The organism is Amycolatopsis sp. NPDC051371 (assembly GCF_040682155.1).
In the GTDB taxonomy this organism is placed as follows: domain Bacteria; phylum Actinomycetota; class Actinomycetes; order Mycobacteriales; family Pseudonocardiaceae; genus Amycolatopsis.
The window spans coordinates 26,358-52,482 of the sequence record NZ_JBFBAG010000049.1 but is presented as its reverse complement, the minus strand read 5'-3'; the positions used below and the strand labels follow the sequence as shown (position 1 = coordinate 52,482).

Here is a 26,125-nt window from a genome sequence, read left to right as displayed (position 1 = left end):
GAGGTGCTGCGCGGGCTGACCGTGTTAGAACACTGTTTCTCACTCACGACCAGCCGCGGCAGAGCTCAGAGCTTGACCGGGTAGACGGGCTCCGGGATCTCGGGCTTGATCCGGTGCTCGACGAAGATGCCGTGCCACAGCATGAACACGATCAGCGCCCACAGCTGGCGGCTGCGGTCCAGCTGCCCCGCCTTGTGCTCCTCCAGCAGCCCCAGGATCGCCTTCTTGTCCAGCAGCTCCTCGGTCCGGGAGTCGTTGATGATCCCCTTGGCCCAGTCGTACATCTCGTTGCGCAGCCACAGCCGGATCGGCACCGGGAACCCGAGCTTGCGCCGGTTCAGCACGTGCGCCGGGATGATCTTGGCCAGGGCCTGGCGCAGCGCGTACTTCGTCGTCCCGTGCGCCAGCTTCTGGTCCAGCGGGATCGACGCCGCGACCTTGAACACCTCGGCGTCGAGGAACGGCACCCGCAGCTCCAGCGAGTTCGCCATCGTCACCTTGTCGGCCTTGACCAGGATGTCGCCGCGCAGCCAGGTGTAGAGGTCGACGTGCTGCATGCGGGCCACCGGGTCCCAGCCGCGCGAGACGTCGTACCAGGGCGCCGTGACGTCCTTGAAGCCCACGCCTTCCTGGTAGGTCTTCAGCACGTGGCGCAGCTGGTCGTCGCGGAAGTTGCGGGCGTTGCCGTAGTAGCGGTCCTCCAGCGGCAGCGCGCCGCGGCGCAGCAGGTCCTTGCCGCGGGTGCCCTCCGGGATCTTCGTGGACACCTTGCCGATCAGCTTCCGCATGCCGCCCGGGATCTTCTCGAACGGCGCCAGCGAGATCGGCTCGTTGTAGATCGTGTAGCCGCCGAACAGCTCGTCCGCGCCCTCACCGGACAGCACCGCCTTGACGTGCTTGCGGGCCTCGCGGGCGATGAACCACAGCGGGACCAGCGCGGGGTCCGCCACCGGGTCGTCGAGGTACCAGACGATGAGCGGCAGGACCTCCATCATCTCGTCCGCCGTCACCGTCCGGACCACGTGCTTCACGCCGATCGCGGCGGCCGACTCGGCGGCGACGTCGACCTCGGAGTAGCCCTCGCGCTCGAACCCGGTGGTGAACGCGATCAGGTTCGGGTTGTGCTCCTTGGCCAGCGTGGCGGTGGCCGTGGAGTCGATGCCGCCCGAGAGGAAGGCGCCGACGGTGACGTCGGGGTCGGAGATCATGTGCTTGCCGACCGAGTCGCGCATCACATCGGCGATGCGCTGGTGCAGCTCTTCGGCCTCGGCCTGGGTGTTCACCGGCTTCGCGCTGAACTGCGGGTGGAAGTAGCGGGTGAACTTCACCTCACCGCCGGGGACCACCTCGAACGACGTCCCGGACTCGACGCGGCGGATCGCGGTGTGCAGCGACTCCGGCTCGGGCACGTACTGCAGCACCAGGTAGTGCTGAAGCGCCTTCCGGTCCAGCTCCTGCGCGACGCCGAGGGTGTCCGACAGCTCCAGCAGGCTCTTCTTCTCGCTGGAGAACGCCACCCCGCCGGGGCCCGCCGAGTAGAAGAGCGGCTTGATCCCGAACGGGTCGCGCGCGCCGAAGACGCGCTTCTCCTGGGAGTCCCAGATCATGAAGGCGAACATCCCGCGCAGCCGCTTGACCCAGTCGGCGCCCAGGTAGTGGAAGCCGGCGACGATGGCCTCGCCGTCGCCCTCGGTCTCGAACTTCGCGCCGTGCTTCTCCGCGAGCTCTTCGCGCAGCTCCACGTAGTTGTAGATCTCGCCGTTGAAGTTCATCGTGTAGCGGCCCGGCGCCTCCGGCGGCCCCCAGACCAGCGGCTGGTGGGCGTGGTCGACGTCGATGAAGGCGAGCCGGTTGAAGCCGTAGACGACCTCGGCGTCGGCCCAGGTGTCCTGCTCGTCGGGGCCGCGGTGGCGCTGGCAGCGCATGGCCGCCCCGACGGCTTCACGCGCGTTCGCCGCGCCGGTCTCGGTCGCGCAGATCAGTCCAAGCAGGCCGCACACGGGTACTCACACACCTTCAGGGTCTTCGCCGGCTGGGGAGCGCCCAGTATGCCGGGCGGGCCGTGGCGCGTATTACGCGCGTCGAGGGTTACCCCTTGGTCAGCGCGGAGCGTGAACTCGGCTAGGCTCCGGCCTGTCACAAAGATCTGTCGTAGGAGGCTCTGGGTGAAAGGGCGAGGCGCAGTGGGACAACCCAAGCGCACCCTGGGGAAGCGGACCGCGCGCATCGCTGCGCTGGCCGTGCTGGTCGCGCTGACCGCGACGGGCTGCTCCGGCGACGAGATCCTGCGGTTCGGCTGGCCGGTCGGCGTCACGCGGCAGGCCAACGAGATGCGCACGTTGTGGACCTGGACCGTGGTGGCCGCGCTGGTCGTGGGCGCCATCGTGTGGGCCCTGATCTTCTGGACCGCGGCGTTCCACCGGAAGAAGAAGACCGCCGACGGCGAGCCGGAGGAGCTGCCCCGGCAGTTCCAGTACAACATCCCGCTCGAGCTGTTCACGGTCGTCGTCCCGACGATCATGGTCTGCGTCCTGTTCTTCTTCACCGCGACGACGGAGTCGAAGGTCCTGGACAAGATCCCGAACCCGGACGTCAAGGTCCAGGTCGTGGCCTTCCAGTGGAACTGGGAGTTCAAGTACGAGGACGCCAACGCGGCGAAGCCCGACGGCAGCGGCCAGGTCAGCACGGTCGGCTCGTCCGGCGAGATCCCGCTGCTGGTGCTCCCGGTCGGCAAGGTCATCGAGTACGACCTGATCTCCACCGACGTCATCCACTCCTTCTGGGTGCCTGAGTTCCACTTCAAGCGGGACGTCATGCCGAACCCGGACAAGAACAACCAGGACAGCTCCTTCCAGAACACGATCGACCGCGAAGGCTCCTTCGTCGGCCGGTGCGCGGAGCTGTGCGGCACCTACCACTCGGTGATGAACTTCGAGGTCCGCGCGCTGTCGGCGGACAAGTACGACGCGTACATCGCGCTCCGCAAGCAGGTGAACCCGGCCACCGGCCAGACGTTCACCGCGTCCGAGGCGCTTTCGAAGATGAACTGCGGCGAGCTGTGCACCCCGCACGCGGTGACCACCCAGCCGTTCAACACCGACCGCACGGCACGCTCCGCGTCCAACTGACGCTGGTTCACACAGGGAGTTAGGAAGACCCATGAAGGTCGAAGCCCGCATCTTCTTCATCGTGGCGATCTTCGCCGTGTTCATGGCGGCCGTGTACTGGGTGTGGACCGCGCTGGCCGCCACCCACGGGCCCGAGCCGGTGGGCATCGTCTCGCTGTTCCTGACCGGTGGCCTGGCGTTCCTCGCGGGCAGCTACATGCAGTTCGTCTCCCGGCGCATCGAACCGCGCCCGGAAGACCGCGAGGACGCCGAGATCAGCGACGGTGCCGGCGAGCTGGGCTTCTTCAGCCCGGGCAGCTACTGGCCGATCGCCATGGCGGCCACCGCCGCCCTCGCCGCGCTGGCACTGGCGTTCTTCCACATCTGGCTGCTCGTCATGGCGCTGATCGCGCTGCTCATCACGATCGGCGGGCTGGTGTTCGAGTACCACACGGGTCCGTCGCACGACTGACCTTCGCACCTTTCGACTGGCCGCTGCGCTGTGGACTCAGCGCGGCGGCCAGTACTGCGAGCATCCCCAGTGCCTCCGGCCAGGTCGGGCGGTGGCCGTAGAAGGCGACGTCCACCAGCACCGCGACCACCGGGTAGAGGTAGGACAACAGCGCCACCGTCGTGGTCGGCAGCTTGCCGATGCTCGCGTACATCAGCACGTACATCAGTGCGGTGTGGACAGTGCCCAGCAGCACGAGCCAGAGCAGTTCGCGCGGGGCCGTCGGCAGCGGCGTGACGAGCAGCGCAGGCGCCAGCAGGACCGCGCCCACCGTCGTCTGGACGGCCGCGAGCAGGTGCGGGCGGATGTGCTTCAGCTGCTTCGCGACGAAGGACGCTCCGGCGTAGAGCAGGGCCGCGCCGAGCGCCAGCCCGATCCCGGCGAGCCGGACGGGCTTGCCGTCCTCGCCGTGTGCGGACAGGGAGATCAGCGTCACGCCGCCGAACGCGATCGCGCCCCTTGCCAGGTGGCTCTTGGCGACCTTTTCGCCGAGGAACGCCGCCGCCAGGCCGACCAGGATCAGCGGCTGGGTGTGGTAGACGACCGTGCTGACCGAGATCGACGACAGCGCGTAGGACGCGAACAGCAGCACCCAGTTGCCGACGAGGAACAGCCCGCCGAGGACGGCCAGCCCGAGGTCGCGCTTCGAGGGCCGCCAAGCGGGCAGCCAGCCGCGGGCGAGGCACCAGAGCGCCAGCAGCGCCCCGCCGACGAAGCAGCGGGCGAAGGCCACGGCGGGGGCGGCCGCGCCGCTCTCGAGGACGACGGCGCCGATCGTGCCGGACATCGCCATCGCCGCGGACCACTGGAGCAGCGGGCGGGTTTCGGAGTTCGTCATGGCGTTCAGGTTCGTCCGGTCCTGCTCGTCCGACCAGTGTCAGAGATGACAATGGCCGCAAAACTTGTGACATGCTGGCCGCCATGGACGTCAACCGGGTCGCCGTGGTGCTCGCGGACCACGTTTCGCCGTTCGAGCTCGGCGTCGCGTGCGAGGTCTTCGGCACCGACCGCAGCGCCGACGGCATCGAGGGCTGGGACTTCGGCGTCTGCTCGCCTTCGGGCGCGCCGGTGCCGAGCTGGTCGGGCTTCGGGCTGTCGGGGCTGCGGGACCTGGACTTCGCGGCGTCGTCGGACCTGCTGATCGTGCCGACGTGCGCGCCCCGGACAGCACCGCCGCCCGCGCCGGTGCTGGACGTCCTGCGCGACGCGGCGGCCCGGGGAGCGTGGGTGGCGGGGTTCTGCGCGGGCGTGTTCACGCTGGGCTACGCGGGCCTGCTCGACGGCCGTCGCTGCACGGTCCACTGGGTGTACGAGGCGGAGTTCCGCGCCCGCTTCCCGGCGGCGTCGGTGGACACGCAGGCGCTGTACGCCGACGACAGCGGGATCTTGACGAGCGCGGGCACGGTGGCGGCGGTGGACCTGTGCCTGCACCTGGTCCGGCGGCTGCGCGGCGTCACGGCGGCGACGACGCTGGCGCGCCGCATGGTGGCGGCGCCCTTCCGCGCCGGCGGGCAGGCGCAGTTCGTCCAGGCGCCGGTGCCTTCCGTCCCGGACGACTCGGTGGTGGCGGAGGCGCTGGAGTGGGTCGAGCGGCGGCTGGACCAGCCGTTCACGGTGGCCGAGCTGGCCCGGCGGAGTGGTTTGGGAGAACGAACGTTCCTGCGGCGGTTCTCGGCGGCCACGGGGACGACACCGCACCGGTGGCTGACGGAGCGTCGGCTGGACCGGGCCCAGGCGTTGCTGGAGGAGGGGCGCCTGTCGGTGGAGGACATCGCGACGGCGTGCGGCTACGCCTCGGCGGCGGCCCTGCGGCACCAGTTCAGCCGGTTGCGGGGGACGAGCCCGACGTCATATCGGACTGCGTTCCGCGGCTGACCGTTCTCCGCAGGGCTGGCGACGTGGGACCGGGCCGCGACTTGCGTGATCAGGCCCGGAACTCGCGTGTCTGGACTCGTGAACCGCGTGATTGGAGCCGGAACTCGCGAGTTCCGGCTCCAATCACGCGAGTTCCGGTCTGGATCACGCGAGTTCCGGCTCGGAGCGCGGAACGGCGGGTCAGCTGAAGGCGATCCAGCGGTCCAAGACCGCCGCGGCAGCGCCGGAATCGATGGCCTCGGCGGCCTTCACCAGCCCGTCGCGGAGGTCGTCCTCGAGGGAACTCGAGAATCCGTCGAACGCTGCCAAAGCCGCGGCAGCGTTGATCAACACCGCGTCCCGCACTGGGCCCGGCTTGCCGCCCACCAGCTCGCGGACCACCTCGGCGTTCGCCGCGGCGTCGCCGCCGCGCAGGTCCGCGGCGGTAGCGCGGGGCACGCCCAGCGTGGCCGGGTCCAGGGAACGCGAAGTCACCGTTCCGCCTGACACCACCCACACCGTCGAGGTGGTGGTCGTGGTGATCTCGTCGAGGCCGTCGTCGCCGCGGACCACCAGTGCCGTCGTTCCCCGGCGGGCGAACACCTCCGCCAGCACGTGCGTCTTGTCCTCGTACGCGCAGCCGATCAACGCACTTCCCGGCTGGGCCGGGTTCGTCAGCGGGCCGAGCAGGTTGAACGTCGTCGGGATGCCGAGCTCGCCGCGGACCGGGCCCGCGTGCCGCAGGGCCGGGTGGAACGCCGACGCCAGGAAGAACCCCACGCCGACTTCGGTGAGGCTGCGCTGGACGTCTTCCGGAGGCAGCGAAATCGTGACGCCGAGCGCCTCCAGGACGTCCGCCGCGCCGGACTTCGACGACGCGCTGCGGTTGCCGTGCTTGGCCACCGGCGCTCCGGCCGCCGCCGTGACGATCGTCGCCATCGTCGAGATGTTCACCGAGTTCGACCCGTCGCCGCCGGTGCCGACGATGTCGACGGCCGGGCGGTCCAGTTCGACCCGCTTGGCGTGCGCCAGCATCGTGGCCGCCATCCCCGCGATCTCGGCCGGCGTCTCGCCCTTGGCGCGCAACGCCACCGCGAACCCGGCGATCCGGGCCGGGCTCGCCGCGCCGCTCATGATCTGGTCCATCGCCCACGCCGTGTCCTCCTCGGACAGGTCGACGCGGGCGACGAGCTGCTTGAGCAGCGGCGGCCAGGTGCGGGGGACCGGGGTGGTCACCGGGCTCAGCCGTTCACGGCGGGGACCCGTCGCGCGCGCAGCACGTCGGCGACGGTCTCCGCGGCGGTCAGCGGGTCCAGCGGGTGCACCAGCACGGCGTCCGCCTGCGACCACGTCGCCAGCCAGCGGTCGTCCCGGCGCCGCACCGCGACCACGATCGGGGGGCAGTCGGCGATCTCGCTCTTCAACTGCCGGCACAAGCCGATGCCGCCGGTCGGCTGCGCCTCGCCGTCGAGGATCGCCAGGTCGACGTTGCCCGCGTCCACCTCGGACAGCACGTCCGCGATCCCGGTCGCCTCGACGTAGTCCACGCGCGCCAGATCCGCGGCGGGCCGCCGGCCGACCGCGTTCACGATCGCTTCGCGCACCTCCGCCTTGTGGCTGAACACCAGGACCCGCATCGACCGCTCGCCCATTTTGAGCACGCCTCCGTCTCGTCGCCACACAACTCAGCCGATCGTATCGGCCGAGACCGACATCACGCGGTCGGCTCCGGCTGGAGCGCGTCCCAGCCCAGCGCGTCGCCCCCGAGGCGCTGCGCCAGACCCGCCATCCGGGACCGTTCCTGGGCGCAGTGCAGGGCGTCGAGCACCTGGACGCGGACCGCGTGGACCCTCGTCAGGTCGCCGGAAACAGCCTGTTCTCGCAGGTCATAGCCGTCTTGGGCGAGGATCGACGCCGCCTCGGCGAGCCGGTCCGGCGGCAGCAGCAGGTGGTGCCGCAGGACGGCCGGTGCCGTGCTGACCCAGGCGGGTGAACCGGCGAGGACGGCCGAGTCCGCGACGGCGGGGTCGAAGGCCTCGGCGACGATCTCCAGACCGGGCGTTTCCGGCGTCAGACCGGGGCTTTCGCGCTTCTTGACCAGGTTGAGCAGGCGGTTCACCAAACCCATGAGTAGCTCTCCCCTTCCCGGGCATTCACTGTGATCGGTTACGCAGGCGGCTCGCCGTGGACCCACCCGGCGGAGCGGCGGTGCGAGAGGACATAATGCGACGCGTGACAACGGCAGCTCCCACCATCAGTCAGCGGGTCCACTCGCTGAACCGGCCGAACATGGTCAGTGTCGGCACCATCGTGTGGCTGTCCAGCGAGCTGATGTTCTTCGCCGGACTGTTCGCGATGTTCTTCACCGTCAAGGCGCAGAACTCCTCCGGCCAGTGGCCGCCGCCGTTGCACGGCGAGGAGTTCCACCTCAACGTGGCGTACGCGATCCCGTTCACGGTGATCCTCGTGCTGTCCTCGCTGACCTGCCAGTTCGGCGTGTTCGCGGCCGAGCGGGGCGACGTCTACGGACTCCGCCGCTGGTACATCATCACGTTGATCATGGGCGCGATCTTCGTCGGCGGCCAGGCCAACGAGTACCACAACCTCGTCGAAGAGGGGATGACGATCCCGTCCGGCCCGTTCGGCACGGTCTTCTACCTCGCGACCGGGTTCCACGGCCTGCACGTCATCGGCGGGCTCATCGCCTTCGTGTACCTGCTCATCCGCACGAAACTGAGCAAGTTCACGCCCGCCCAGGCCACGTCGGCGATCGTCGTGTCCTACTACTGGCACTTCGTCGACATCGTGTGGGTCGGCCTGTTCGGTGTGATCTACCTCCTTCCGTAGGTCCGCCCAGCCGCCACCACCTTCTCCATCGGCCTGAACTGACAGCAAGGGTTGCCGCAAGATGACCACCAGCACCAAGTCCTCGGAGCGCCGCTACCGCGCGCGGTCGAAGCTGCGGAGGCGGTTCGCCGGCCTGCTCGCGCTCGGTATCGCGCTGGTGGGCGCCGGCGCCCTGTACGCCGTGTTCGCCCCGGAGCCGCAGACCGCGCAGGCCCAGGGCACGCCGGCGCAGCTGCGCCTCGGCGAGCAGGTCTACAACAACACCTGCATCGCGTGCCACGGCGCGAACCTCGAGGGCGTGCAGGACCGCGGGCCGAGCCTGATCGGCATCGGCGACGCCGCGGTGTACTTCCAGACCTCTTCGGGCCGCATGCCCGCCTCGCGCCAAGAGGCGCAGATCGAGCGCAAGCCGCCGAAGCTGACCGAGGCCGAGATCGACGCGGTCGGCGCCTACATCCAGGCGCACGGCGGCGGCGTCCAGCGTCCCGCCGAGAAGGGCGAGGCCCTGCGCGGGTCCGACCCGGCCCGCGGTGGCGAGCTGTTCCGCCTCAACTGCGCTTCGTGCCACAACTTCACCGGCCGCGGCGGCGCGCTGTCCGCCGGCAAGTACGCGCCGAACCTGGACCCGGCCAGCGAAGAGCAGATCTACACGGCGATGCTCACCGGGCCGCAGAACATGCCGAAGTTCTCCGACCGGCAGCTGTCGCCGGAGGAGAAGAAGGACATCGTCGCCTACGTGAAGTCGGTGTCCGACGGCAACAACAACCCAGGCGGCAACGGCCTCGGCGGGGTCGGCCCCGCTTCCGAGGGCGTGATCGCCTTCATCGTCGGGATCGCCGCGCTGATCGGCGCGACGTTGTGGATTGGATCGAAGGCATGAGTGCCGAGGGGCCTAAGCCGCCGACGGAGGCGGAGCTGGCGGAGATGGACCGGGACCAGCTGGTCAAGCTGGGCGGCGCGCTCGACGGTGTCGAGCTCGTCGAGTACCCGACCCCGTGGCCCGTGGAGGGCACCCGCGCGGAGAAGCGGGCCGAGCGCCTGGTGGCGTTCTGGTTCGGCCTGTCCGCGCTGGCCGGGATCGGCTTCGTCGTCGCGCTCATCTGGTGGCCGTGGCAGTACGAGGCGCCGGACAACGAGAGCGGCCACTTCTGGTACAGCCTCTACACCCCGATGCTCGGTCTCACGCTCGGCCTGGCCATCCTCGGCCTCGGCATCGGCGTGATCCTGTACACGAAGAAGTTCGTGCCCGCCGAGGTCGCGGTGCAGGAGCGCCACGACGGTGACGGGCAGGGGTCGGCCGAGGTCGACCGCCAGACGATCCTCGCGCACCTGGCCGACGCCGGGAGCCGCAGCACCATCGGCCGCCGGTCGCTGGTCAAGCGCTCGGCGATCGCCGGGGCCGGCGCGCTGGGCCTCGCGGCCGCGGCGCTGCCGCTGGCGTCCTTCATCAAGGACCCGTGGAAGGACACCGACAACCGGGCGTCGCTCTGGCACACCGGCTGGCTGCCGAACTTCCCCGGCGAGAAGGTCTACCTGCGCCGCGACACCGGCAAGCCGGTCGAGGTGGAGCACGGCAAGGAAACCGAGATCGCGCTGCTCAAGGCCGAGGACCTCGACGCCGGCGCGATGGAGACCGTGTTCCCGTTCCGCGAGTCCGAGCGGAACGACGCGGAGGCCCTGGCGGCCGCGCTGACCCGGATCGACAACCCGGTCATGCTGATCCGCCTGCGCCCGACCGACGCCGCCAAGGTGGTCAAGCGGGCCGGCCAGGAGGACTTCAACTTCGGCGACCTCTACGCGTACACGAAGATCTGCAGCCACGTCGGCTGCCCGACCTCCCTGTACGAGCAGCGGACCAACCGGATCCTGTGCCCGTGCCACCAGTCGCAGTTCGACGCCCTCCACTACGCGAAGCCGATTTTCGGTCCGGCGACCCGTCCGCTGGCCCAACTACCGATCACGGTGGACGAAGAGGGATACTTGATCGCGCGAGGCGACTTCATCGAGGCCATCGGTCCGGCCTTTTGGGAGCGTAAGTCATGAGTTCACTCACCACGCCGACCAAGGGCGCGAGTGCCGTCGAACGGCACTTGGGCGAGGCCGCGGACAACGCCGACCAGCGGTACCACGCGGCCAAGGGCCTGCGACACCAGCTGAACAAGGTGTTCCCGACCCACTGGTCGTTCCTGCTGGGCGAGATCGCGCTCTACAGCTTCATCATCCTGCTGCTCACCGGCGTGTACCTGACGCTGTTCTTCGACCCCTCCATGCAGGAGGTCGTCTACCACGGCAGCTTCAAGAACATGCAGGGCCTGGAGATGTCGCGGGCCTTCGCCACCACGCTGGACCTCTCGTTCGACGTGCGCGGCGGCCTGTTCATGCGGCAGCTGCACCACTGGGCCGCCCTGATCTTCGTCGCGGCGATGGCCGTGCACATGCTGCGGATCTTCTTCACCGGCGCGTTCCGGCGCCCGCGTGAGGCCAACTGGGTGATCGGCGGCCTGCTGCTGATCCTGGGCTGCTTCGAAGGCTTCTTCGGCTACTCGCTGCCGGACGACTTGCTCTCCGGTACCGGTATTCGCGCGACGTTGTCGGGCATCGTGTTGTCGGTGCCGGTGATGGGCACCTGGATCCACTGGGCGCTGTTCGGCGGGGAGTTCCCCGGCGACGTGATCATCCCGCGGCTGTACACGCTGCACATCCTGCTGCTGCCGGGCATCATGCTCGCCCTGGTCGGGGCGCACCTGGCGCTGGTCTGGTACCAGAAGCACACGCAGTTCCCGGGCGTGCGCCGCAAGGAGACCAACGTCGTCGGCGTCCGGATCATGCCGTACTTCGCGCTCAAGGGCGGGGCGTTCTTCACCCTGGTCGTCGGCGTGCTGGCGCTGATGTCGGGCCTGTTCCAGATCAACCCGGTGTGGAACTTCGGCCCGTACAACCCGGCGCAGGTGTCGGCGGGCTCCCAGCCCGACTGGTACATGGCCTGGGCCGACGGCATGCTCCGGATCTGGCCGGCGTGGGAGGTCTACCTCGGGAACTACACGATCCCGGCGGTGTTCTTCCCCGGCGCGGTCGGCATGCCGGTCCTGATCGGCCTGCTCCTGGCCTACCCGTTCCTCGAGCGGAAGCTGTCCAAGGACACCGCGCACCACAACCTGCTTCAGCGGCCCCGGGACGCACCGGTCCGCACAGCGCTGGGTGCGATGGCACTGGGCTTCTTCATGGTCATCGAGCTGTCCGGCTTCAACGACATCATCGCCGACAGCTTCGACATCTCGCTGAACGCGACGACGTGGGCGGGCCGCATCGGCGTGCTCATCGTGCCGCCGGTGGCCTACTACCTGACCTACCGGCTCTGCCTGGGCCTGCAGCGGGCCGACCGCGAGGTGCTGGAGCACGGCGTCGAGACGGGCATCATCAAGCGGCTGCCGCACGGTGAGTTCATCGAGGTCCACCAGCCGCTCGGTGGCGTCGACAGCCACGGCCACGCGGTCCCGCTCGAGTACCAGGGCGCTTCGGTGCCGAAGAAGATGAACAAGCTGGGCTCGGCCGGTCAGGCCGTCCCGGGCACGTTCTGGTCGCCGGACCCGGCCGAGGAGACCGTCGCGCTGCAGCGGGCCCACGGCAACGGGCACGGCAACGGCCACTCGGTCACCCAGGGCGAGCCGGGCGAGTTCGAGAGCATCGAGACGGCCGAGGCCGCCAAGCGCTCGGACCACTAGCTCCACGCACGACGAAGGCCACCTCCCGCGGGAGGTGGCCTTCGTCGTGTCCTGAGTCTTGCTGCTCCGGAGCGGCTGACTGGCAGCGCTTCGAGCAGCGTCGCGGGCGCTTCGCTCAGTCCTCGGCGCCGATCGCGAAGGCCTGCTCGGTGTCGGCGCGGGAGTACGACCGGAACGCGATGTGCGTGACGGTGTCCAGCACCCCCGGCACCTTCCCGATCCGGCCGGGGATGAGGTCGGCCAGCTCCTCGTGGGCGGACACCTTGACGGTGGCGATGAGGTCGACGTCCCCGGCGCACGAGTAGACCTCGCCGACGCCGTCGATGTCGGCGATCGCCTGCGCCGCGTCCGGGATCGCGTCCGCCTCAACCTGGATCAACACGATCGCGGTGATCACCTGGGTCCTCCAAGACTCGTCTGCGGGGGTCGCCCGCGATCCTAGGCCGCGGTGTGCGCCAGCCAGTGCTCGGCCAGCGACCGGTCACCCGTGATCGTGACGCGGTCCGCGGGCAGCCGCCGGGTGAGGACGAGCAGCAGGTCCCGGACGGGGCCGGCCAGGGTGACGTCGGCCGTGTTCGTCTCCCGGGTCCACCGGACGCCGCCGGGTTCGCGGGTGATCAGCCAGCCTCGGTCCTGGTCCGGTCGAAGCTGGAGGGTCTGGCCGGTGCCGCACAGCTCGGCGAAGTCCGGCCGGAGGCTCGCGGTGACCGGGTTCGCGAGCATGTCCAGCCACTCGCCGATCGCGTCGGCCGCGAGGTCCGGGGCCACTTCGAAGGCGGTTCCCGTGGCCAGCGCCGCGTCCGCGTGGTGGATCGTGGTGTCGTGGAGCATCCGGCGCAGCCAGAACTTCGCGGGTTGCTCGCCGAAGAACGTCCAGACTGGCGTTTCGCCCGCGTCCAGGACGGTCTTGGCGAGGTCGTCGGCGCCCTGGCGGAGCCAGTCGGCCCAGGTCTCCGGGGCGCCGGGATCGGCGTCGACCGGGTCGGGAACCGGCGACGGCCCGGATCTGACGATGTCCGCGGACCAGCGGTGGGCCTGGCCGATGTGGCCGACGAGCACCCGCAGCGGCCAGTCCGGGCAGGTGGGGACGCGGGCGTCCGGGTCGGCGCCGGTGACGGTCTCCGCGAACGCGGCGGTGCGGGCGTGCAGTGCCTCGGCGAGGCTGGTGGTGTCCATGGCCGTACCGTAGGAATTCCACCCGGCTGGAGGTTCGACCGAAGGTGACCGAAGACACACTCGGGATCGGCGACCTCGCGCGGCGGACGGGGGTGCCGGTCCGCACGATCCGGTTCTACTGCGACGAGGGGCTGCTGGAGCCCGCCCGCAGCGTCGGTGGCCACCGGCGGTTCGACCGGGCGACGGTCGACCGCCTGACCCTGGTGCGGCGGCTGCGCGGGCTCGGGCTGGGGCTGCGTTCGATCACCGATGTGCTGACCGGAAGCCGGTCGCTGGACGAGGCGGTGGCCGCCGAGCGCGCGGCGCTGGACCGCGAGGTGGCGACGCTGGCCTGGCGGCGTTCGGTGCTGCGCGCGGTGGAGGAGTCTTCGCCCGCGGACCGGGCGGCCCGGCTCGAGCTGCTGTCGGCGGTGCAGGACGGGTTCGCGGCGCACGAGGCGCTCGTCCGCCTCTGGCACCCGATGACGACGGGCCCGATCCCACCGGACACGGCCCGGATGTTCCTGGACGTCAGCGCGCCGCGGCCGCCGGAGCAGCCGTCGACGGGGCAGGTGGTGGCGTACGCGTCGATGGTGGTGCTGGCGGCGGACCCGACCCTCTCCGGCCACGTGCGGGCGAGCACGCTGGCCGGCCACGAGCGAGTCGCGGACCTGGGCACGCTCCACGCGGACGTGGGGTCGGCGTGCGAGCTGGCGTTCCCCTCGGTGGCTGCGGGGGCTTCGCCGTCGCCTGGGCCGGCGCTGGACCGGTTCGTGGCGGCCCACGCGGCGGCGGTGGGGGCGGGGGACACGCCGGAGTTCCGCCGGGCGCTGAACCTCCGGACGGCGCCTGACCGGGATGCGCGGGTGCGGCGGTATTGGGATCTGGCGGGAGAGGTCACCGGGGAGCCCGCGCCGATGGGGGTCACGCACACCTGGCTGCTGGACGCTCTGGACCGCTCGGTCGCCTGAGCGACGACCAGTCCGGTGTGATCAGGCCCGTAACTCGCGTGATCACACCCGTGACTCACGTGATTGGGGCCGTAACTCGCGAGTTACGGCCCCAATCACGCGAGTTCCGGCTCGGATCACGTTGAAGGCGAACCCTGGGCACCGCGGCGGAGCCGGCGATCCGTCTCAGCCCACGTGCTCCAGGGAATGCGCCGTCGAGACCAGGTCCAGCCACCCCAGCCACCCGGCCACCGCGGCCGGCTCCGCCCACGGGCGTGTCGTCCGCACCAGCCGTACCCCCGGCCGGGCCAGCCAGCGCAGCAACACCCCCACCTCCTCCGGTGGCGCGCCGTTCAGCGGTCCCGGGTCCGGCAGCACCGTCTCCGCCGAGGCGACCAGTACGTCCACCACCGGCATCGGCGGCACCCCGCGCCGGGCCACTCCCGCCGAGGCCAGGCGGCCGTAGCGGATCACCGCCAGCTCCCAGCCCCCGTTGCCGTCCGGAGCCGCCGCGATCAGCTCCGCGATCGACGCCAGCGCCGTCTGGCGGTGGGCTCGCCCCAGCGCGCGGATCAGCGCCGCCAGCTCATCGCGGTGGCGGGCCGCCTGCTCGAAGTGCCGGCCCTCCGCCAGGCGCTCGACCTGGGCGGCCGCGACGTGCAGCGGGCGGCCGTCGAGGCCCGCGATCAGCCCCGACACCGACTCGACCGCCGGGACGTACGCCTCCACGCTCTGCCGCCCCGCGCACGGCGCTCCACAGCGCCCCAGCTCCGCCAGCACGCACGGGGTCCCCTTCGCCGTCCGCGGCGAGATCCGCTGCGTGCACGTCCGCAGCCCCGACGCCCCGGCCAGCGTGTCCGCCGTCGCCTTCGCGTCCGCCTGGTTGCGGAACGGGCCCAGCACCCCCGGCCGCGGCAGCCGGACCACCGACAGCCGCGGGAACGCCTCCTCCGTCAGCCCGACCCACCAGCCCTGGTGCCGGTTCTTCGACCGCCGGTTGTAGGCGGGCCGGTGCGCCGCGATGAGCCGCAGCTCGCGCACCTCCGCCTCCAGCGCGTGCGCGCACACCACGTGGTCGACGCGCTCGGCCAGCGCGACCATCTCGCGGATCCGGCTCCGCCCCTCCGACCCGGTGAAGTAGGTCCGCACGCGACGCCGCAGGTCCTTCGCCGTGCCGACGTACAGGACCTCGTCCTTCGGCCCTTTGAACAGGTAGACGCCCGGCGCCGCCGGCAGGTCCGCCGCCAGGTGCCGCTTGGCCCGCTGCGCCACCGTGACCTCGGGCAGGTACCCCATCAGCTCCTCGAGCGAATGGACACCCAGGTTGCCGACGCGCTCCAGCAGCCCGTGCAGCACGTCGACCGTGGCGCGCGCGTCGTCGAGCGCCCGGTGCGTCGGCCGCGTCCGCGCGCCGAACAGCAACGCCAGCGCAGTGAGGTTATAGCGGCCCACCTCGTCACGCGGCACCACCCGCCGCGCCAGCCGGACCGTGCAGACGACCGTCAGCTTCGGCCACACGTAGCCGTGCCCCTCGCACGCCGCCCGCATGTGGGACGTGTCGAACCCCGAGTTGTGCGCCACCAGCACCGCACCGCCGATGAACTCCAGGAACGCCGGCAGCACCTCCTCGATCGGCGGCGCGTCGTAGACCATCGCCTGCGTGATGCCCGTCAGCGACACGATCTGCGGCGGGATCGCCATCCCCGGGTTCACGAGCGTCGCGAACTCGCCCAGGATCTCGCCCGCGCGGACCTTCACCGCGCCGATCTCGGTGATCCCCGACGGCCCCGGCGCGGCCCCGGTCGTCTCGAGGTCGAACACCACGAAAGTCGTGTCCCGCAAGGGAGTTCCGAGCTCGTCGAACGCGAGCTGTGCCTGGATCGAACGCATGTGCGGGAGAGTAGAGGCGACCACCGACATTTTTCGAGTGGTCCGGACGGTACCCACGGTTTCCGGTCGTGCCCGGTCCGTGTGCCGCGCGGCGCGTGATGGGGGGCCGGGGCCTACCCTGGACCAATGCACCCGCAGCCGCTCGTGCCGGAGCCGCCCGAGGACCCCACCGGTCCGTCGGGTGTCGCGTCGCGGCCTGAGCAGGCTGAAGAGCCCGCGGACCAGGACGGGCGGCCGGATCCGGCCACCTGGCCGGCGCTGCCCGAGCCCGTCCGCGACCGGATCGCCGAGCTCTCGGCGGCCGCCGTCGCCAAGCTGCCCGCCACGGACGTGCCCCGCCAGCTGCGGCCCGTCGCCAAGTTCGCCCCGGCCAAACGGGCCAAGCTCGGCGGCGCTGCCTTGCTCACGGCGCTCGGCGAGTCGTCCCAGTTCCGCACGGCGGTCATCGAATGGCTGCGCGAGCACCGCACCGACGCGCTCGACCCCAACGCGGCCGACTCGGTCGCCGCGGCGGCCGCCGCCGTCCTGCTCGGCGAGTCCGGCGCCGCCGGGCGTGTCCGGCTCGTGGCCAAGAACGCCGAGGAAAACGTCCTGCGCGCCGAACGCGACGCCGCCCTGGCCCGCAGCCAGCGTCTCGAAGGCGAACTCACGCAGCTGCGCGTCGAGCTCGCCGAGGCGAAGAAGGCCGCTGAAGGCGCGCGAGGCGAGCGCGAGGGCGAAGTCGAGAAGCTTTTGAAGCGCCTTCGCGAGCAAGGCGTCCAGCTCCGCCAAGCGAAGGACGCGGCCGAAGCGGCGTCCGCCGAGACCGCGCGCGGGTCGGCCGCCCGCGCCGACGAGATCGCCGCCCTCACCGCCCAGCTCGAGCGCGAACGCCAGCGCGTCGCCAGCGAGCGCACCCGCGCCGAACGCGCGGTCGCCGACGCCGACATCGCCCGCCAGTCCGCCCGGGAGGCCCGCCAGGCCGACGAAGTGCGGCTGGCGCTGCTCATCGACACCATCGACGGCGCGGTCACCGGGCTGCGCCGCGAACTCGCCCTCGGCGCCCGCGGCGCGCGTCCCGCCGACATGGTCCGCGGCGCCAGCACCGGCTCCGGCCAGGGCGGCAAGATCGCCGACGTGTCCACGTTGGACCGCTACCTGGCGCTGCCGAACGTGCACCTGATCGTCGACGGCTACAACGTCACCAAGACCGGCTACCCGGAGCTGGCGCTGGCCGACCAGCGCGACCGGCTGATCCACCAGCTGTCCGCCCTGGCGGCGCGCACTTCGGCCGAGGTGACGGTCGTGTTCGACGGCGCGGGCGTGCTGTCGGTCCCGGCTTCGGTGCCCCGCGGGGTGCGGGTGCTGTTCTCCGACCGCGGCGTCCTGGCCGACGACGTGATCCGCAACCTGGTCGCGATGGAGCCCGCGGGCCGGCCCATGGTCGTGGCGACGTCGGACCGCGCGGTGGCGGACTCCGTGCGCGGTGGCGGGGCTCACCCGACGCCGTCCGCGGTGCTGGTCAGCCGCCTTTCGCGGGTCTGATCGGTCCCTCGCGGCCGGTTCGCGAACGTCTTGAATGAGTCATTCAGGACCTCCGAAGACCTGAATGACTCATTCAAGACGTCTGCCGGCCGCCGTTTCGCCCGTGTGGGGGCCGCCTGCGCCGCGACGCCGGTGCTGGTCAGCCGCCTCTTCCGGGTCTGACCGACGGAAATTGTCGGTGGTGGCGCCTACCGTCCTCCTCAGTCAGTCCCGGCGTGAGGAGGAGCACATGAACGACACCCCTGAGCTGTCCGAAGTGGACGTCTCGCACATTTCGGTTTCGGACATCGAAAGCGTGGTGGTCGACTGCGACCGCTGCGTGGTCCGCGGCATCTCCTGCCACGACTGCGTCGTGAGCGTGCTGCTGGGCGCGCCACCCGCTGTCGTGTGGGACCCCGACGAGCGGCGGGCCCTGGACGCGTTCGCCGACGCGGGCATGATGCCCCGGCTTCGGCTGGTCGAAGGACCCGTCCCGAGGACGGCCTGATGGGCCCGTTTCGTGTCGGCGCGCCGAGTGGTCGATCGGGTCAGGTGAACGGTAGGTAGCCGAATCGGGCCCGGAAGAAACCCCAGCGTGTAACGCCCATCACATGTTTTCTCCCCTGCTGGTCCGATGGTGTTTCGCGGCGCTACGGAGAGTTTTTGCCCCTGGGGTGGTGGACGTGGTGGCGGTCTTTTCGTAACCTGTCCGAGATCTCGTGGCCCCTGGCCGTCGATAAGGGCGGCGACACGGGATCGCCGCCGGACGCAGCTTTGTCGGGAAGCTGGGAACCGGAACCACCACCGCGTCGCAACCTGTTGCGGCAGAAGACGGCTCGCGCGCGGTGTGGGACAGCGGCGAAGAGGAACCCCCCGACCTCTTCGTGCCCCGGTCCCCTCGGCGGCCGAGACGCAAAGGAGACCCGCGCGACCGTGCAGTCGCATTCCCTCAGGCGCGTGGTTTCAGGTGCCCTCGCCGCGGCTTCGGTGATCACCCTCGTCACCGTCGCCCAGCCCACGGCCACCGCCGCCCCAGTCCCCGTCCTCCAGGCCCCGCCCACCGGTTCGGACGCCCTCGCCAAGTACCGCGACCTCGCGGCCCAGGCCGAAAAGCTCAACGAAGACCTGCTCAAGGCCCAGGACGACCTGAAGGCCAAGCAGGGTGAGCTCGACAAGGCCACCGGCGACGTCAACGCAGCGAAGGATCAAGCCGCGAAGGCGGGCGAGAACGAGAAGAAGTACCAGACCGAGGTCGACAGGTTCGCCGGCGCGTCGTTCACCAGCGGCGTCCAGCTGAACAAGCTGTCGGCGCTGCTGGCCGGGACGTCCACTCAGGACTTCCTCGACCGCTCCTCGGCGCTGGAAGTCATCGCGACCGAGAAGAACGGCGCGATGGGCAACCTCACCGGCGCCGTCCAGCAGGCCACCGATGCCGCCAACAAGGCTTCCGACGCGGCGAAGCGCGCGACCGATGCGCGTGACGCGGCGGCGAAGCTGACCGATGACATCAGGGCCAAGCAGAAGACGCTGAACGACCAGATCGACCAGCTCAAAGCGGCCAACAAGAACCTGAGCGCGGCCGACAAGGCCGTCCAGGGTGACAAGGGCGGCTCGCCCACCGGCCTCAAGGCGCCTACCGCGGCCGCCCAGACCGCGCTGGACGCGGCGCTGGGCAAGCGGGGCAGCGCCTACGTCTGGGGCGCCACCGGGCCGAGCACGTTCGACTGCTCGGGTCTGATGCTGTGGGCCTACAAGCAGGCCGGCATCACGCTGCCCCGGTCGAGCCGCGAGCAGTCCACCTTCGGCGCCGCGGTGCCGAGGGACCAGCTCCAGCCGGGCGACCTCGTGTTCTACTACTCGCCCGTTTCGCATGTCGGCATGTACATCGGCGACGGCAAGATGGTCCACGCGCCCGACAGCGGGGACGTCGTGAAGATCTCGCCGCTGCAGAGCCAGTACGCGGGAGCGCGACGCCCGACGTCGTGACCCACGCAGCACCACAACGCCGGAGGGGCGGTACCGCACATGCGGTGCCGCCCCTCCGGCTGTGTCAGCCGAGGCTCCGCCTCGGGCCGGGGGCTTCGCCACCCGGACCCCCGAACGAACAGAGGTGGCGGCCGCTAGCCTCTGGGGCGTGCTCAAGACCCTGCTCGTGACCAACGACTTCCCGCCGCGGCCCGGGGGGATCCAGAACTACCTGAACTCCCTCGCCACCCGGCTGCCGGCGGACGACCTGGTCGTCTACGCGCCGTCGTGGGAGTCGCGGACCGGGTCGCACGAGGAGTTCGACGCCGAGGCGCCGTTCGAGGTCGTCCGGCACCCGACGTCGCTGATGCTGCCGACGCCGGACGTCCTTCGCCGCGCGAAGCAGATCATGCGGGCGCGGGACTGCGAAGCCGTCTGGTTCGGCGCCGCCGCGCCGCTCGCGCTGCTGGGGCACTCACTGCGCCAGGCCGGCGCGCGCCGGATCGTGGCGTCCACGCACGGCCACGAAGTCGGCTGGTCCATGCTTCCCGGCTCGCGGCAGGCGTTGCGGCGCATCGGGGACACCGTCGACGTCGTCACCTACGTCAGCCGCTACACCCGGGGCCGGTTCGCCGCGGCGTTCGGTGCGATGGCCGGGCTGGAGCTGCTGCCGTCCGGAGTGGACACCGGGCTGTACAAACCGGACCCCGCCGGCCGCGCGGAAATCCGTGCGCGCCACGGGTTGTCGGATCGCCCGACGATCGTGTGCGTCTCCCGGCTCGTCCCGCGCAAGGGCCAGGACCAGCTGATCCGCGCGCTGCCGAAGATCCGCGAGCGCGTGCCGGACGCGGCGCTGCTCATCGTCGGCGGCGGCCCGTACCGCAAGACGCTGACCGGACTGGTCGCCGAGCTGGACCTCGGCCGCGACGTCGTGCTCACCGGATCCGTGCCGTGGGCCGAGCTTCCGGCGCACTACGCCGCGGGCGACGTCTTCGCGATGCCGGCCCGCACCCGCGGCAAGGGCCTCGACGTCGAAGGGCTCGGCATCGTCTACCTGGAGGCCTCGGCGACCGGCCTGCCGGTGGTCGCGGGCAACTCCGGCGGCGCGCCCGAGACGGTGCTCGACGAGGTCACCGGGCACGTCGTCGAGGGCCGGGACGTCGATCAGCTGGCCGAGACCCTGGCCAGCCTGCTCGCGGACCCCGTGCGCGCCCGCCGGATGGGCGAGGCCGGCCGCGCCTGGGTGAGCGAGAACTGGCGCTGGGACACCATGGCCGGGCGGCTGTCCGGGCTGCTGGACGGCGACCCGGTGGCCGTCGTCCGCTGAGGCGTCACGGCGTGTAGAGCGCCGGGTGCCGCGGATCGTCGACGCGCACGACGACGTCGGCGAGCGAGCTCGGATCGACTTCCTCCTCGTACCGCTCGTAGGCCGGGATCGCCCACGCGTCCGGCACGCGGCGGCGCAGCGCGGCGGGGGACAGCCACAGGTGCACGGCCAGGTCGAAGGCGAGGCCGGTGCCCAGCAGCAGTTCGCCGTCGAGGAGCACGACCCCGCCTTCGGGGAGCGGCACCCGCTCGGCGCGGGTCGCGCGGTCGCGCTCGGCGTCCCACAGCGACGGCAGGACCTCGCCGGACCCGGTTTGCCCCAGCGGGTCGAGGACTTCGCGGCGGAGGGCGCCGAGGTCGAGCCAGTCGGTGTAGCGCGCGTCGGGATCGGTGCGGCCGTGCTCGAAGCGCAGGGACGCGGGCCGCAGGAAGTCGCGCGCCGAGACGCGCAGGGCCGCGCGGCCGCGCAGGCGCAGCGGGTCGACCAGGGCGTCGGCGAGTTCTGTGGTTTCCGTCGCACCCGCCGCGCCGTCGACGGCGACCGCGATCCGCCGGCGCCCGGTGAGCGCGTCGATGCGGTCGGTCAGCTCTTCGGCCAGGACGGCGGGGGAAATCGGGCGGTAGCGCACGGGTGACGATCCTGCACCCGGGCCGGGCCCGGGTTTTGTCGTACCCCGGTGGGATGATGCCGGGATGACTTCTTCAGTGGGGAAGACAGCCGATGTCGGGTGGAACATCGGGGTTTCACGCACGCTGCCCTACCCGGCCGAGACGGTCTGGGAGTTCCTGGTCAGCCGCGACGGCGTCGCCATCTGGCTCGGTCCCGGGGTCGAGCTGCCGCGGGAGCCGGGCGCGGAGTACGAGACGGCGAACGGCACGGTCGGGGAGATCCGCAGCTTCGTCGGGGGCGACCGGGTGCGGCTGACGTGGCGGCCGAGCGACTGGGACCACGACTCGACGGTCCAGGTGCGCCTGAGCGGCTCGGGCGCCAAGACCACGCTGCGGTTCCACCAGGAATGGCTTTCGGGCGCGGAGGAACGCGAGGAACAGCGGGCATACTGGCAGGACGTGACCGAGCGCGTGGTGGCGGCACTCGCCGAGCGCTGAGGCTGACTGCATGGGGGTGGGTATGACGACGATCGAAGTGGCGGAGGACTTCGCACAGGACGCGCACCTGTTCGCGGCGATGCTGCGCGCGGGCGGGCCGGTGCGCCGGGTCCGGATGCCGCGTGGCCTGGACTGCTACGTCGTCACGGACTTCGCGCTAGCGCGGGCCCTGCTGGCGGATTCCCGGCTGCACAAGGACAACCGGCGCGCGTACGAGCTGTTCGAGGCGAAGTTCCCGGCCGGGGCGACGAGCCAGGGCGGCTTCGGCGAAGCGCTCGGGCGGCACATGCTCAACACGGACCCGCCGGACCACTCGCGGCTGCGCAAGCTGGTGAACAAGGCGTTCACCGGGCGGACGGTGGCCCGGCTGCGGCCGCGGATCGAAGAGATCACCACCGAACTGCTCGACGCGCTGGCCGGGCAAGCGCGGGCCGACCTGCTGCCGTCGTTCGCCGCGCCGCTGCCGATCACGGTGATCTGCGAGCTGCTGGGCGTCGCCCCGGAGGACCGAACCGAGTTCTCCGCCTGGTCGAAGACGCTGCTGAGCTCGTCGACGCCGGAAGACGCGCAGCACGCGGCGCAGAGCATGCTCACCTACCTCACCGGCCTGGTCGAGCAGAAGCGCGCCGAGCCGGCCGAGGATCTGCTGTCGGACCTGGTCCACGCGAGCGACGACGGCGACTCGCTGTCGCAGGACGAGCTCATCTCGATGGCGTTCCTGCTGCTCGTCGCCGGGCACGAGACCACGGTCAACCTGATCGCCAACAGCGTCCTGGCGCTGCTGCGCGAGCCCGAGCAGCTGGCGCGGCTGCGGGCGGACCCGTCCTTGATGCCGGGCGCGGTCGAGGAGTTCCTCCGCTTCGACGGCCCGATCCACCTGGCCACGCTGCGGTTCACCGCCGAGGCGGTCGAGGCGGGTGACGTGACGATCCCGGCGGGTGAGTTCGTGCTGATCTCGCTGCTGGGCGCGAACCGGGACGGCGACCGGTTCCCGGATCCGGGCCGCCTCGACGTCACGCGGGCGGCCGGCGGGCACCTGGCCTTCGGGCACGGCATCCACTACTGCGTCGGCGCGCCGCTGGCCCGGCTGGAGGCCGAGATCGCCCTGGCCGGCCTGCTCGCGCGGTTCCCGGACCTCGAGCTGGACGCCAAGCCAGACCAGCTGGTCTACCGCTACAGCTCGCTGGTGCACGGACTGGAGGCGTTGCCCGTTCGCCTGTGACGCGTGTCACTCGATATCGGCCGAGGGGTTCCTTCGCGCGTGAAAGCGCCGAAGCCCGCACGGGAGGTGCGGGCCGGGTGAGGGGGAGTCACCTTGAGAACCAGATTTTTCGCGATGGCGCTCGCCGTTCTGGTGGCGGTCGTGGGCTGGGCGGTCCCGGCCGCCGCGGCCGGGTACGACCTGCGCGGCACGGCGGTGGTCGAGGGCGGGCCGTACCTGCCCGGGGAGCCGGTCACCGTGAAGTACACGGTCACCAACGCCGGGGACAGCGTCTACGTGGCCGCGGGCATCATCGACCAGCAGGGCGGCACGCGCTTCTGGGTGGATTCGGGCTGGGGCGACCTGGGGCCCGGCGGCCCCGGCGCGACCTTCCAGACCGGGGAAACCCGCGAGTTCCGGCTGACCGGCGGCTTCATCGCGCCGTTCGCGGGCGACTCGCGGTTCCGGCTTTCGCTGTCCCGGCTGGACGGGATGACCCCGCCGCTGGCGCCGGTCGACGTCGTCGTGCCGCTGGCCACGGGCACGACCACGATCAGCGGCCAGGCGTTCGCCGACGCGGACGAAGACGGCGTGGCCGACCCGGGGGAGGCGCTCGCCGGCGCGCACGTCCAGCTGAACTGGAGCGAGACCCGCACGACCGACGCCGAGGGCCGGTACTCGTTCGACGACCTGCCGCCCGGGCGCTACGACGTCTACCCGGCCGACGCGCCCGGCGGCTGGATCCTGGGTGGCGGCACGAGCGTGCGGGCCGACGGCTCGACGCCGGTGGTCGACGTGCCGCTGCGGGCGCTGCGGCCGTTGTCCGAGACGCTGCACGCGGAAGTCGCGCTGGACCAGGACAGCTATCGCGTCGGCGACCCGGCGGTGCTGACGGTCGAGCTGGCCAACACCGGTCAGCGTGTCATTTCGGGTGTCTACGGCGCTTGCGACCGCGGTGACAACGGCCGCTCCCTCGACATCACCCCGGCCGGCTGGGGCGAGCTGGACTACTTCGGCCCGGGCGCGACGATCCGGCCGGGGGAGACCCGGACGTTCCGGGTGCCCGGCACGGTCACCGAACGCGCCGGCCGCTGGGGCGTCCTCGAGCAGAGCTGCGACTTCACCCGGGACGAGGCCTACCACGAGGGCGTGCCCGAGGCCCGAGACACGGCGAAGATCCTCGGCCTGGACGGCACCAGCACGGGCCGGATCGTCACCGGAACCGGCGAGGGCGTGGCCGGGCAGCAGGTGACGGCCACCGACATCGACACCGGCCAGGTGCTCACCGCGACGACCGACGCCGACGGGAACCTCACCATCGCCGGGCCCACCGGCCGCTACCGCCTGTCCGTGGCGGGGCCGTGGGTACTGGTGGGGGAGTGGCCGGTGTACGTCGCGTCGGAGGCCATGAACCAGAACGGCTGGGTGTTCACGAGGCAGCCGGCCTGAGGCGGTCAGGCTCCGCCTTCCTCCCCACCACCGCCCTCAACGGAGGCGCTTCGCGCCCTGTTTTAATGCGGAGATGGACTCCGCCGACCTGCTCGCCCTCGACGCCCAGCACGTCTGGCACCCCTACGCGCCGATGCCGGCGAAGGTGCCTTCGCTGCTGGTGACCGAGGCGAGCGGCGTCCGGCTGAAGCTCGCCGACGGCCGGGAGCTCGTCGACGGGATGTCGTCGTGGTGGTCGGCCGTCCACGGCTACCGGCACCCGGTGCTCGACGCCGCGCTCGCCGAGCAGGCCGGGCGGATGAGCCACGTCATGTTCGGCGGCCTCACCCACGAGCCCGCGATCACCCTCGCGAAGACCCTCGTCGACCTGACGCCCGACGGCCTCGAGCACGTCTTCCTCTGCGACTCCGGCTCGGTGTCGGTCGAGGTCGCCGCGAAGATGTGCCTGCAGTACCAGCGTTCCCGCGGGCTGCCGGAGAAGCGCCGGCTGCTGACCTGGCGCGGCGGCTACCACGGCGACACGTTCACGCCGATGAGCGTGTGCGATCCCGACGGCGGCATGCACTCGCTGTGGCGCGGCGTGCTGCCCGAACAGGTCTTCGTGCCGGCCCCGCCGGCCGGCTTCGACACCCCGCCCGACCAGTCCTATGTGGACATGATGGCGGAGGAAATCGGGGCCCACGCCGGGGAACTGGCCGCGGTGATCGTCGAACCGGTGGTGCAGGGCGCCGGCGGGATGCGCTTCCACCACCCCGCCTACCTGCGCGCGCTGCGGGAACTGACCGAGGCGCACGACGTCCTGCTGATCTTCGACGAGATCGCGACCGGTTTCGGCCGCACCGGCGCGCTCTTCGCCGCCGAGCACGCGGGCGTGACGCCGGACGTGCTCTGCCTCGGCAAGGCGCTGACCGGCGGCTACCTGAGCATGGCCGCGGCACTGTGCACGCCGGAGGTCGCGGCGGGGATCTCCCGCGGCGCGCTGCCGGTCCTCGCGCACGGGCCGACGTTCATGGGCAACCCCCTGGCCTCGGCGGTGGCGAACGCCTCGTTGGGTCTCCTCGCCGGCGGCGCGTGGCGCCAGGACGTCAGCCGGCTCGAGAAAGGTTTGCTCGACGGCCTCGCGCCGGCGCGCGACCTCGGCTCGGTGGTGGACGTCCGGGTGCTCGGCGGCATCGGCGTGCTGCAGCTCGACCACCCCGTCGACATGGCGGTGGCCACCGACGTCGTCACCGCGCAGGGCGTCTGGCTGCGGCCGTTCCGGGACCTCGTCTACGCGATGCCGCCGTACGTTTCGGCTGACGACGACCTCGCCGCGATCACCCGCGCGATGCTTGCCGTGGCGGAAAAGGCGTGAATTCAGCACATCGGGTGTGACCACGCGCACACCGAGACCCGAAGGTCTCTCATCGTCGCGCTCCGTGCCGTCGCGCGATCCACACCACGCGATCGGCGGAGGTTCTCGGGCGCCGTTCGCCTGAAAGGTCCGGGAAACCGAACCGATCCGTGCCGGGACAAACGCGAGAAATGCTTGCGTAGCA

The 26,125-nt window shown here is 71.3% G+C and carries 25 protein-coding genes; 16 read left to right on the top strand and 9 right to left on the bottom strand.

The features are described from left to right. Window positions 1-65 precede the first annotated feature (65 nt). Window positions 66-2,000 carry an asparagine synthase (glutamine-hydrolyzing) gene (gene asnB / locus AB0M59_RS42310; RefSeq protein ID WP_364627115.1) on the bottom strand — a complete coding sequence of 645 codons (1,935 nt, stop codon included), beginning with the start codon at window positions 1,998-2,000 and terminating at the stop codon, window positions 66-68. A gap of 183 nt (window positions 2,001-2,183) precedes the next feature. On the opposite strand from asnB, the gene AB0M59_RS42305 reads away from it, so the two are divergent. Both AB0M59_RS42305 and AB0M59_RS42300 read left to right on the top strand, forming a co-directional pair. Further along, entirely contained in the window at window positions 2,184-3,128 is a 945-nt protein-coding gene (locus AB0M59_RS42305; protein WP_364627113.1) for a cytochrome c oxidase subunit II, read from the top strand. Window positions 3,129-3,159: 31 nt separating this feature from the next. Beyond that, on the top strand, window positions 3,160-3,579 hold the full coding sequence (locus tag AB0M59_RS42300) for a cytochrome c oxidase subunit 4 (RefSeq protein WP_364627111.1): 420 nt from the start codon (window positions 3,160-3,162) through the stop codon (window positions 3,577-3,579). Here the strand turns inward: AB0M59_RS42300 and AB0M59_RS42295 are convergent. Beyond that, entirely contained in the window at window positions 3,527-4,456 is a 930-nt protein-coding gene (locus AB0M59_RS42295; RefSeq protein ID WP_364627109.1) for a DMT family transporter, read from the bottom strand. The two genes, AB0M59_RS42300 and AB0M59_RS42295, sit on opposite strands and share 53 nt — an antisense overlap. An 83-nt stretch (window positions 4,457-4,539) precedes the next feature. Here AB0M59_RS42295 and AB0M59_RS42290 point away from each other — a divergent pair, with 83 nt between their 5' ends. Then, window positions 4,540-5,493, top strand: a complete 954-nt coding sequence (locus tag AB0M59_RS42290) for a helix-turn-helix domain-containing protein (protein ID WP_364627186.1) — start codon at window positions 4,540-4,542, stop codon at window positions 5,491-5,493. A 180-nt stretch (window positions 5,494-5,673) separates the two neighbouring features. On the opposite strand, the gene trpD is transcribed toward AB0M59_RS42290, so the two are convergent. The 3 genes from trpD to AB0M59_RS42275 all read right to left on the bottom strand — a co-directional run bounded on the left by trpD (window position 5,674) and on the right by AB0M59_RS42275 (window position 7,600). Continuing rightward, entirely contained in the window at window positions 5,674-6,708 is a 1,035-nt protein-coding gene (trpD, locus tag AB0M59_RS42285; protein WP_364627107.1) for an anthranilate phosphoribosyltransferase, read from the bottom strand. Between the two features lie 5 nt (window positions 6,709-6,713). Beyond that, window positions 6,714-7,124, bottom strand: a complete 411-nt coding sequence (locus AB0M59_RS42280) for a hypothetical protein (RefSeq protein WP_364627184.1) — start codon at window positions 7,122-7,124, stop codon at window positions 6,714-6,716. 62 nt (window positions 7,125-7,186) lie between these two features. Further along, entirely contained in the window at window positions 7,187-7,600 is a 414-nt protein-coding gene (locus tag AB0M59_RS42275) for a hypothetical protein (protein ID WP_364627105.1), read from the bottom strand. A 95-nt stretch (window positions 7,601-7,695) separates the two neighbouring features. Between AB0M59_RS42275 and AB0M59_RS42270 the strand changes: the two genes are divergently transcribed. From AB0M59_RS42270 to AB0M59_RS42255, 4 genes are all read left to right on the top strand, one after another. After that, the gene (locus AB0M59_RS42270) at window positions 7,696-8,319 is read left to right on the top strand and encodes a heme-copper oxidase subunit III (protein WP_086681061.1); all 624 of its coding nucleotides are present in this window, start codon (window positions 7,696-7,698) and stop codon (window positions 8,317-8,319) included. Between the two features lie 61 nt (window positions 8,320-8,380). Beyond that, window positions 8,381-9,199, top strand: a complete 819-nt coding sequence (locus tag AB0M59_RS42265; protein ID WP_364627103.1) for a c-type cytochrome — start codon at window positions 8,381-8,383, stop codon at window positions 9,197-9,199. Beyond that, complete coding sequence (locus AB0M59_RS42260) at window positions 9,196-10,362, top strand: ubiquinol-cytochrome c reductase iron-sulfur subunit (RefSeq protein ID WP_364627101.1); 1,167 nt, start codon at window positions 9,196-9,198, stop codon at window positions 10,360-10,362. Before AB0M59_RS42265 ends, AB0M59_RS42260 begins: the two co-directional genes overlap by 4 nt. After that, window positions 10,359-12,041, top strand: a complete 1,683-nt coding sequence (locus tag AB0M59_RS42255; RefSeq protein WP_364627099.1) for a cytochrome bc complex cytochrome b subunit — start codon at window positions 10,359-10,361, stop codon at window positions 12,039-12,041. Before AB0M59_RS42260 ends, AB0M59_RS42255 begins: the two co-directional genes overlap by 4 nt. A 115-nt stretch (window positions 12,042-12,156) precedes the next feature. On the opposite strand, the gene AB0M59_RS42250 is transcribed toward AB0M59_RS42255, so the two are convergent. Together AB0M59_RS42250 and AB0M59_RS42245 are read right to left on the bottom strand one after the other, a co-directional pair. Then, window positions 12,157-12,438 (bottom strand): Lrp/AsnC ligand binding domain-containing protein, encoded by a 282-nt coding sequence (locus AB0M59_RS42250; RefSeq protein WP_284750247.1) that lies wholly within the window; start codon window positions 12,436-12,438, stop codon window positions 12,157-12,159. A 41-nt stretch (window positions 12,439-12,479) separates the two neighbouring features. Then, window positions 12,480-13,217, bottom strand: coding sequence for a maleylpyruvate isomerase family mycothiol-dependent enzyme (locus AB0M59_RS42245; protein WP_364627097.1), 738 nt, complete (start codon window positions 13,215-13,217; stop codon window positions 12,480-12,482). 44 nt (window positions 13,218-13,261) lie between these two features. On the opposite strand from AB0M59_RS42245, the gene AB0M59_RS42240 reads away from it, so the two are divergent. Further along, window positions 13,262-14,167, top strand: coding sequence for a MerR family transcriptional regulator (locus tag AB0M59_RS42240; protein WP_364627095.1), 906 nt, complete (start codon window positions 13,262-13,264; stop codon window positions 14,165-14,167). Window positions 14,168-14,332: 165 nt separating this feature from the next. Here AB0M59_RS42240 and AB0M59_RS42235 read toward each other — a convergent pair whose 3' ends face one another. After that, window positions 14,333-16,036: a DEDD exonuclease domain-containing protein gene (locus tag AB0M59_RS42235; RefSeq protein ID WP_364627093.1), complete on the bottom strand. Its 1,704-nt coding sequence runs from the start codon at window positions 16,034-16,036 to the stop codon at window positions 14,333-14,335. Between the two features lie 126 nt (window positions 16,037-16,162). Here AB0M59_RS42235 and AB0M59_RS42230 point away from each other — a divergent pair, with 126 nt between their 5' ends. From AB0M59_RS42230 to AB0M59_RS42215, 4 genes are all read left to right on the top strand, one after another. After that, window positions 16,163-17,560 carry an NYN domain-containing protein gene (locus tag AB0M59_RS42230; RefSeq protein ID WP_364627091.1) on the top strand — a complete coding sequence of 466 codons (1,398 nt, stop codon included), beginning with the start codon at window positions 16,163-16,165 and terminating at the stop codon, window positions 17,558-17,560. A 229-nt stretch (window positions 17,561-17,789) separates the two neighbouring features. Continuing rightward, a complete protein-coding gene (locus tag AB0M59_RS42225; protein WP_364627089.1) occupies window positions 17,790-18,047 on the top strand; it encodes a hypothetical protein in 258 nt (85 codons plus the stop codon). A 425-nt stretch (window positions 18,048-18,472) separates the two neighbouring features. Then, window positions 18,473-19,525, top strand: a complete 1,053-nt coding sequence (locus tag AB0M59_RS42220) for an NlpC/P60 family protein (RefSeq protein WP_364627087.1) — start codon at window positions 18,473-18,475, stop codon at window positions 19,523-19,525. A gap of 148 nt (window positions 19,526-19,673) precedes the next feature. Then, window positions 19,674-20,831 (top strand): glycosyltransferase family 4 protein, encoded by a 1,158-nt coding sequence (locus AB0M59_RS42215; RefSeq protein ID WP_364627086.1) that lies wholly within the window; start codon window positions 19,674-19,676, stop codon window positions 20,829-20,831. A 4-nt stretch (window positions 20,832-20,835) separates the two neighbouring features. Here the strand turns inward: AB0M59_RS42215 and AB0M59_RS42210 are convergent, their stop codons facing one another. Next, a complete protein-coding gene (locus AB0M59_RS42210; protein ID WP_364627084.1) occupies window positions 20,836-21,459 on the bottom strand; it encodes a uridine kinase in 624 nt (207 codons plus the stop codon). Between the two features lie 64 nt (window positions 21,460-21,523). On the opposite strand from AB0M59_RS42210, the gene AB0M59_RS42205 reads away from it, so the two are divergent. The 4 genes from AB0M59_RS42205 (at window position 21,524) to AB0M59_RS42190 (ending at window position 25,941) form a co-directional block, all read left to right on the top strand. Further along, window positions 21,524-21,937, top strand: coding sequence for an SRPBCC domain-containing protein (locus AB0M59_RS42205; RefSeq protein ID WP_364627082.1), 414 nt, complete (start codon window positions 21,524-21,526; stop codon window positions 21,935-21,937). Window positions 21,938-21,959: 22 nt separating this feature from the next. Further along, a complete protein-coding gene (locus AB0M59_RS42200) occupies window positions 21,960-23,159 on the top strand; it encodes a cytochrome P450 (protein WP_364627081.1) in 1,200 nt (399 codons plus the stop codon). A 93-nt stretch (window positions 23,160-23,252) separates the two neighbouring features. Further along, the gene (locus AB0M59_RS42195) at window positions 23,253-24,587 is read left to right on the top strand and encodes an SdrD B-like domain-containing protein (RefSeq protein WP_364627079.1); all 1,335 of its coding nucleotides are present in this window, start codon (window positions 23,253-23,255) and stop codon (window positions 24,585-24,587) included. Between the two features lie 73 nt (window positions 24,588-24,660). Further along, entirely contained in the window at window positions 24,661-25,941 is a 1,281-nt protein-coding gene (locus AB0M59_RS42190) for an adenosylmethionine--8-amino-7-oxononanoate transaminase (RefSeq protein ID WP_364627078.1), read from the top strand. Window positions 25,942-26,125: the final 184 nt, after the last annotated feature.